Source organism: Pelagibius sp. (assembly GCF_028289705.1).
Taxonomy (GTDB): Bacteria; Pseudomonadota; Alphaproteobacteria; order Kiloniellales; family Kiloniellaceae; genus Pelagibius.
The window spans coordinates 1-4,857 of the sequence record NZ_JANQOI010000064.1 but is presented as its reverse complement, the minus strand read 5'-3'; the positions used below and the strand labels follow the sequence as shown (position 1 = coordinate 4,857).

Here is a 4,857-nt window from a genome sequence, read left to right as displayed (position 1 = left end):
CCGGCGACCTCGCGGTCTGGCATCCCGACGGCTACGTCGAACTGAAGGACCGCTCCAAGGACATCATCATCTCCGGCGGCGAGAACATCTCCTCCATCGAGATCGAGAACGCCCTTTACCGCCACCCGGCGGTGGCCGCCGCCGCCGTGGTGGCACGGCCCGACGACAAGTGGGGCGAGACCCCCTGCGCCTTCGTCGAACTGAAGCCGGGCGCGGCCGCCGAGGAGAGCGAGATCATCGCCTTCTGCCGGGACAACATGGCCAGCTTCAAGACGCCCCGGACCGTGGTCTTCGGCCCCCTGCCCAAGACCTCCACCGGCAAGATCCAGAAATTCGTCCTGCGCCAGCAGGCGAAAGCGCTATAGCGCGCCGATGAGCAAGAGCGAGGAGACCCGCGACCGTATCGCCCGGGCGGCGCTGACGCTTTTCGTCGAACAGGGCGTCGCCGCCACCCGCACGCGCGAGATCGCCACCGCCGCCGGCGTCGCCGAAGGATCGATCTACCGCTACTTCGACAGCAAGGAAGCGCTCGCCCGCCAGCTCTTCAAGCAGGTCTACGTGCGCTATGCCGAGGACCTTCAGGCCATCGCGGCGAAGGGAACCGGCTTTCGAACGACCTGGAAGGCGATGGTGGCTCACCTCTGCTACGCCTTCGATGAGGATGCCGATGCCTTTCGCTTTCTGCTGATCACCCAGCACGAGCACCTGGGCGAAATCTCCGCCGAGCTAGAAAGCCCGGTGGAGGTGGTGCGGGCGGTGATGGCCCGCGCCATCGAGAACGGCGAAGTCTCCCTGCGCGATCCCAATCTGGCCACCGCCCTCGGCCTCGGTGCTGTGGTCCAGGCGGCGATCTTCGTGCTCTACGGCCAGCTGAAAGGGCCCCTTTCCGCCTGGACCGAGGACATTCAGACCCGCAGCCTGAAGGCCCTGCGCTAGAGCAGATCCTGGTTCGATGGAATCGCAGGAGCGATCCATCGAGCCTGGTGAATCTGCTCTAATTCTCAAGTGTAGAGCGGATTCACATGTTTAGACGCAAACACGGAAGTGTTTCCGTCTAAACATGATCCGCTCTAGGGCGATCGCAGCCCGCGAACCGTTCCCTCATCTTTGTTCTTGAAAATGAGTGACTACTCACTCACTTAACCTGGACGGGGCAGGACCCTACAGGATCAAGGGAGGGAGACCATGGCGGACCCGCAGAAGATCCGGTTTGAGGGCGGCGGAGGCGGCGCCTTCTACAAGGAGGCCAAGGCGGCGATCGACGGCTACCTTGCGGCCCGAGGCAGCAGCCGCTTCGCCGATAGGCGCATGATCGTGAAGGCTCTGGTCTTTGGCGGGCTGGCAGCGGCCTCCTATGCCGGGGTGCTGTTCAGTGGCCTGCCCTCCCCCGCGCTCTTTGGCTTTGCCGTGCTTTACCAGCTCTCAGCACTGTTTCTGGCGGTGAACCTGGGCCACGACGCGGTCCACGATTCCCTGTTCCGAAGTCAGCGGCGGAACCGTTTCGTCGCGCTCGCGACCTTTACTTTGCTGGGGGTCGACGGCCGGCTGTGGTTCCTGCGCCACCGCAAATCCCATCACGTCTTTCCCAACGTGTTGGGCTGTGATGCCGACATCGACGACAATCCCTTTGTGCGCCTCTCGCCGCACCACTGCTGGCGCCGGCACCACCGCCTGCAGCACCTCTATGCGCCGCTACTCTACATGCTGGTGGCGCTGCATGCGGTCCTGGTCCAGGACTTCGTCTATCTGCGCAAAAGTAGCCTCGCCAACATGCGCAATCTGCGCCACGGCAGGGCCGAAATCATTGGATTCTTTTTCCGCAAGAGCGTCTATTTCACGCTCTGCATCGGCCTGCCGTTGGCGCTACTGCCCTTGCCGGCCTGGCAAATCGTGATCGGCTGGCTGGGCGCCACGGCGCTCATGTCCCTCACCTTCATGGCTCTTCTGGTGGGCACCCACTTCGCCGAGGAGGCAGCCTTTCCCGAGGTGGCGCCGGACGGCCGGATCCCACGCAGCTGGGCCGAGCATGCCGTCGCCACGTCAGTCGACTGGAGCCCCGAGAGCCGGGTCGTGCATTTCTTCACCGGCGGCTTCAACACCCACGTGACGCACCACCTCTTCCCCAATCTCTCCCACCTGCACTACCGCGCCGTCGATCCCCTGGTGAAGGCGGCTGCCCGGCACCATGGCCTGCCCCTGGCGACCACCGACCTGCCGGGCCTGATGCTCTCGCACTGGCGTTTCCTTCGACGCCTCGGCCGCGGCCCCGGCGATCCGGGCCCGGTGCCGCTGGGCCGCCGTCGGCCCACCGTGCCCCTCAAAGCGGTCAGGCAGCAGTGATTTGCCCATAACAAAACCGCGTCCCCGGGTGCTTCGTGGTCGAAGCGGGGGACGCGGTTGATCCCGAAAAAGCCCTCTTGTCCCCGAACACCCTGCGTATCCGGGTCGCGCCGGTAACCGTTCTCTCACGAACTCCCGGGGCTTTGCACCCCTATGGCACGGGCCTGCCTGGCTGCCGTTTGATCAGCGCCTTGGACTGAGGCTGTGTCTGGGAGGTTCGCTAAGGATGGCTATAGTGACCTGCGATTTCGTCCTTGATCCGGAGCTTTTCGCGTTTAAGTTCGAGAATTCGCAGATCATCGGGGTGCGGCCTCTGGTTCTCCTCCTCAATTGCGTGATCGATAGCCGCATGTTTGCTGAGCAACGAGGAGACACGCTCATCCGCTGTCATTCGGACCTCCAATGAGCCAAAGGTACCCCTAGAGTGTAGTCGCATTTTTGTAACTTGGCAAACATCGGCAACCCAAAGAGTTAGCGGGGTTATGCACAACACCTCAAGGTTGATAATCGGGATCTCTGGTGCCAGCGGCGTGCGCTATGGCGTGCGCATGCTGGAGACCCTGCGCGAACTGCCGGTGGAAAGCCATCTGGTGCTGTCCAAGGCGGCGGAGCTGACCCTGGCCTACGAGACCGACCTGAAGGTCGCCGAGGTGACGGCCCTGGCCGACGTCAGCTATCCCGTGGGCGATCTGGGCGCGGCGATCTCCAGCGGGTCCTTCCAGACCCTGGGCATGGTGGTGGCGCCCTGCTCGGTGCGCTCCATGTCGGAGATCGCCTCCGGCGTCACCGCGAACCTGCTGACCCGCGCCGCCGACGTGGTGCTGAAGGAGCGCCGGCGCCTCGTCCTCATGCTGCGCGAGACACCGCTGCACACCGGCCATCTGCGTTCCATGCTGGCGCTCTCGGAGATGGGGGCGGTGATCGCCCCGCCGGTGCCCGGCTTCTATGCCAACCCCCAGTCCATCGACGAGATGGTGGACCACAGCGTGGGCCGGGTCCTCGACCTCTTTGGCCTGGACAGCGGCAAGGTCAAACGCTGGGGCGAAGACTCCGGCAAGGTGCGGCCGCTGCGAAGCTAAGTACCCAACGGGTCGGCCCGCTTTCCCTAATTCTTCTCCCCCAGGAACCAGATCGCCTCCAGGGGCGTCACCTCCGGGCAGGAGCCGCGCAGGATGACCGCCAGATCGGCCAGGTCGGCATCGCTGGGCCTGGGCGCGAAGCTGGCGAGATAGAGCCGCATGTTGGCGGCGGCCAGACGCGGGTCCGGGTCCGCGGGGTCGACCCGCAGTTCCTCATGCAGCAGAAGCTGTTCCAGCATCTCCGCCTGAAGCTCCAGCGCTTTCACCTGGCCGCGCAGCTCCTCGCCCAGAGCTTCCGGCACCTGGTCCTGCTGCTTCAGCCAGCGCCGCACGCCGCGCAGCGGGCGCACCACCTCCACCTGCCAGGCCGCCGCAGCGGCGATCATGGCGGCCATCTCGTTGCCGGTGAGGGCGCGCCCGCAGGAGCCGGCCCAGGCGGCGAAAAGCAGCAGATTGACGTCGATTCCGTAGCGGTCCTGCAGCCCCAGACAGGCCTCTGCCACCCCCATGCGCTCATAGGCCTCCAGCGAGAAATCCCAGAACGGATTCTCCGGAACGGCGCCATGGGCGGCGGTGGTCATCCCTCAAGGTCCCCCAGGTAGATGCCCAACCCCCGGGCAGTATGCACCAGGGAGCCTTCCACATCGACGGCCTTGTAGCCGGCGATGGCATCGGAAATGGGAATGTCCACCACCTGGCGCCCGCTCCAGGCGACCATGCGGTCGAAGCGCCCGGCGGCGATCAGGTCGACGGCATAGACGCCGAAGGCCGAGCCCATCAGGCGGTCGTGGTCGGTGGGCGGGCCGCCGCGCTGCAAATGCCCCAGAACGGTGACCCGCGTTTCCGACCCGGTCTCTTCGACGATTCGTTCGGCCAGGTAGTGGCCGACCCCGCCGTAGGTGAAACTGCCGTCGCCCTGTTGCTGGCGCACCGCCTCGCCGCTTTCGGTCTTCACCGCCTCGGCGACGATGACCAGGGCAAAGTTGCGCCCCCGCGCCTTCAGGCTTTCGATCTTGGCGGCCACGCCGGCCAGGCTATAGCGGATTTCGGGAATCAGGATGACGTCGGCGCCCCCGGCGATGCCGGCGGCGATGGCGATGTGGCCGGCGTCGCGGCCCATGACCTCCAGCACCATGACGCGCGAATGGCTGGCGGCCGTCGGCTGCAACTGGTCCATGGCGTCGGTGGCCACCTTCACCGCGGTGTCGTAGCCCACCGAGACCTCGGTATGGCCCAGGTCGTTGTCGATGGTCTTGGGAATGGTGATCAGGTCGATGCCGCCCTGCTGCGCCAGGCGCCTCAGGATGTCCTGACTGCCGTCGCCGCCGATGCCGATCAGGGCGTCCAGGTCGAGCTGGCGGTAGCCCTCGATCACCTCTTCGGTGCGGTCGATGCGGCGGCCGTCGGCCAGCGGGAAGTCGAAGGGATCGCCCTTGTT

6 protein-coding genes and 1 pseudogene are annotated in these 4,857 nt (G+C 65.5%); 4 read left to right on the top strand and 3 right to left on the bottom strand.

Annotation, left to right across the window (positions count from 1 at the left end; genetic code table 11):
* The 3 genes and pseudogenes from Q0996_RS07695 to Q0996_RS07685 form a co-directional block, all read left to right on the top strand.
* Positions 1 to 365, top strand: a pseudogene (locus Q0996_RS07695) (acyl-CoA synthetase); the annotation flags it as partial.
* Between the two features lie 7 nt (positions 366 to 372).
* Complete coding sequence (locus tag Q0996_RS07690) at positions 373 to 936, top strand: TetR/AcrR family transcriptional regulator (RefSeq protein WP_299617344.1); 564 nt, start codon at positions 373 to 375, stop codon at positions 934 to 936.
* Between the two features lie 249 nt (positions 937 to 1,185).
* Complete coding sequence (locus Q0996_RS07685; protein ID WP_299617342.1) at positions 1,186 to 2,340, top strand: acyl-CoA desaturase; 1,155 nt, start codon at positions 1,186 to 1,188, stop codon at positions 2,338 to 2,340.
* 220 nt (positions 2,341 to 2,560) lie between these two features.
* Here the strand turns inward: Q0996_RS07685 and Q0996_RS07680 are convergent, their stop codons facing one another.
* The gene (locus Q0996_RS07680; RefSeq protein ID WP_299617340.1) at positions 2,561 to 2,731 is read right to left on the bottom strand and encodes a YdcH family protein; all 171 of its coding nucleotides are present in this window, start codon (positions 2,729 to 2,731) and stop codon (positions 2,561 to 2,563) included.
* A gap of 91 nt (positions 2,732 to 2,822) precedes the next feature.
* Between Q0996_RS07680 and Q0996_RS07675 the strand changes: the two genes are divergently transcribed.
* On the top strand, positions 2,823 to 3,419 hold the full coding sequence (locus Q0996_RS07675) for a UbiX family flavin prenyltransferase (RefSeq protein WP_299617338.1): 597 nt from the start codon (positions 2,823 to 2,825) through the stop codon (positions 3,417 to 3,419).
* Between the two features lie 26 nt (positions 3,420 to 3,445).
* Here Q0996_RS07675 and Q0996_RS07670 read toward each other — a convergent pair whose 3' ends face one another.
* Both Q0996_RS07670 and Q0996_RS07665 read right to left on the bottom strand, forming a co-directional pair.
* The gene (locus Q0996_RS07670; RefSeq protein ID WP_299617336.1) at positions 3,446 to 4,000 is read right to left on the bottom strand and encodes a TIGR02444 family protein; all 555 of its coding nucleotides are present in this window, start codon (positions 3,998 to 4,000) and stop codon (positions 3,446 to 3,448) included.
* The coding region (locus Q0996_RS07665) for an ATP-dependent 6-phosphofructokinase (RefSeq protein ID WP_299617334.1) at positions 3,997 to 4,857 on the bottom strand (861 nt) is incomplete at its 5' end. The genes Q0996_RS07670 and Q0996_RS07665, both read right to left, overlap by 4 nt.

Excerpts from the sequence above, each read along its gene's own strand:
- Q0996_RS07690 (WP_299617344.1), top strand. The coding sequence starts at position 373 with ATGAGCAAGAGCGAGGAGACCCGCGACCGTATCGCCCGGGCGGCGCTG.
- Q0996_RS07680 (WP_299617340.1), bottom strand. The coding sequence starts at position 2,731 with ATGACAGCGGATGAGCGTGTCTCCTCGTTGCTCAGCAAACATGCGGCT.
- Q0996_RS07670 (WP_299617336.1), bottom strand. The coding sequence starts at position 4,000 with ATGACCACCGCCGCCCATGGCGCCGTTCCGGAGAATCCGTTCTGGGAT.
- Q0996_RS07685 (WP_299617342.1), top strand. The coding sequence starts at position 1,186 with ATGGCGGACCCGCAGAAGATCCGGTTTGAGGGCGGCGGAGGCGGCGCC.
- Q0996_RS07675 (WP_299617338.1), top strand. The coding sequence starts at position 2,823 with ATGCACAACACCTCAAGGTTGATAATCGGGATCTCTGGTGCCAGCGGC.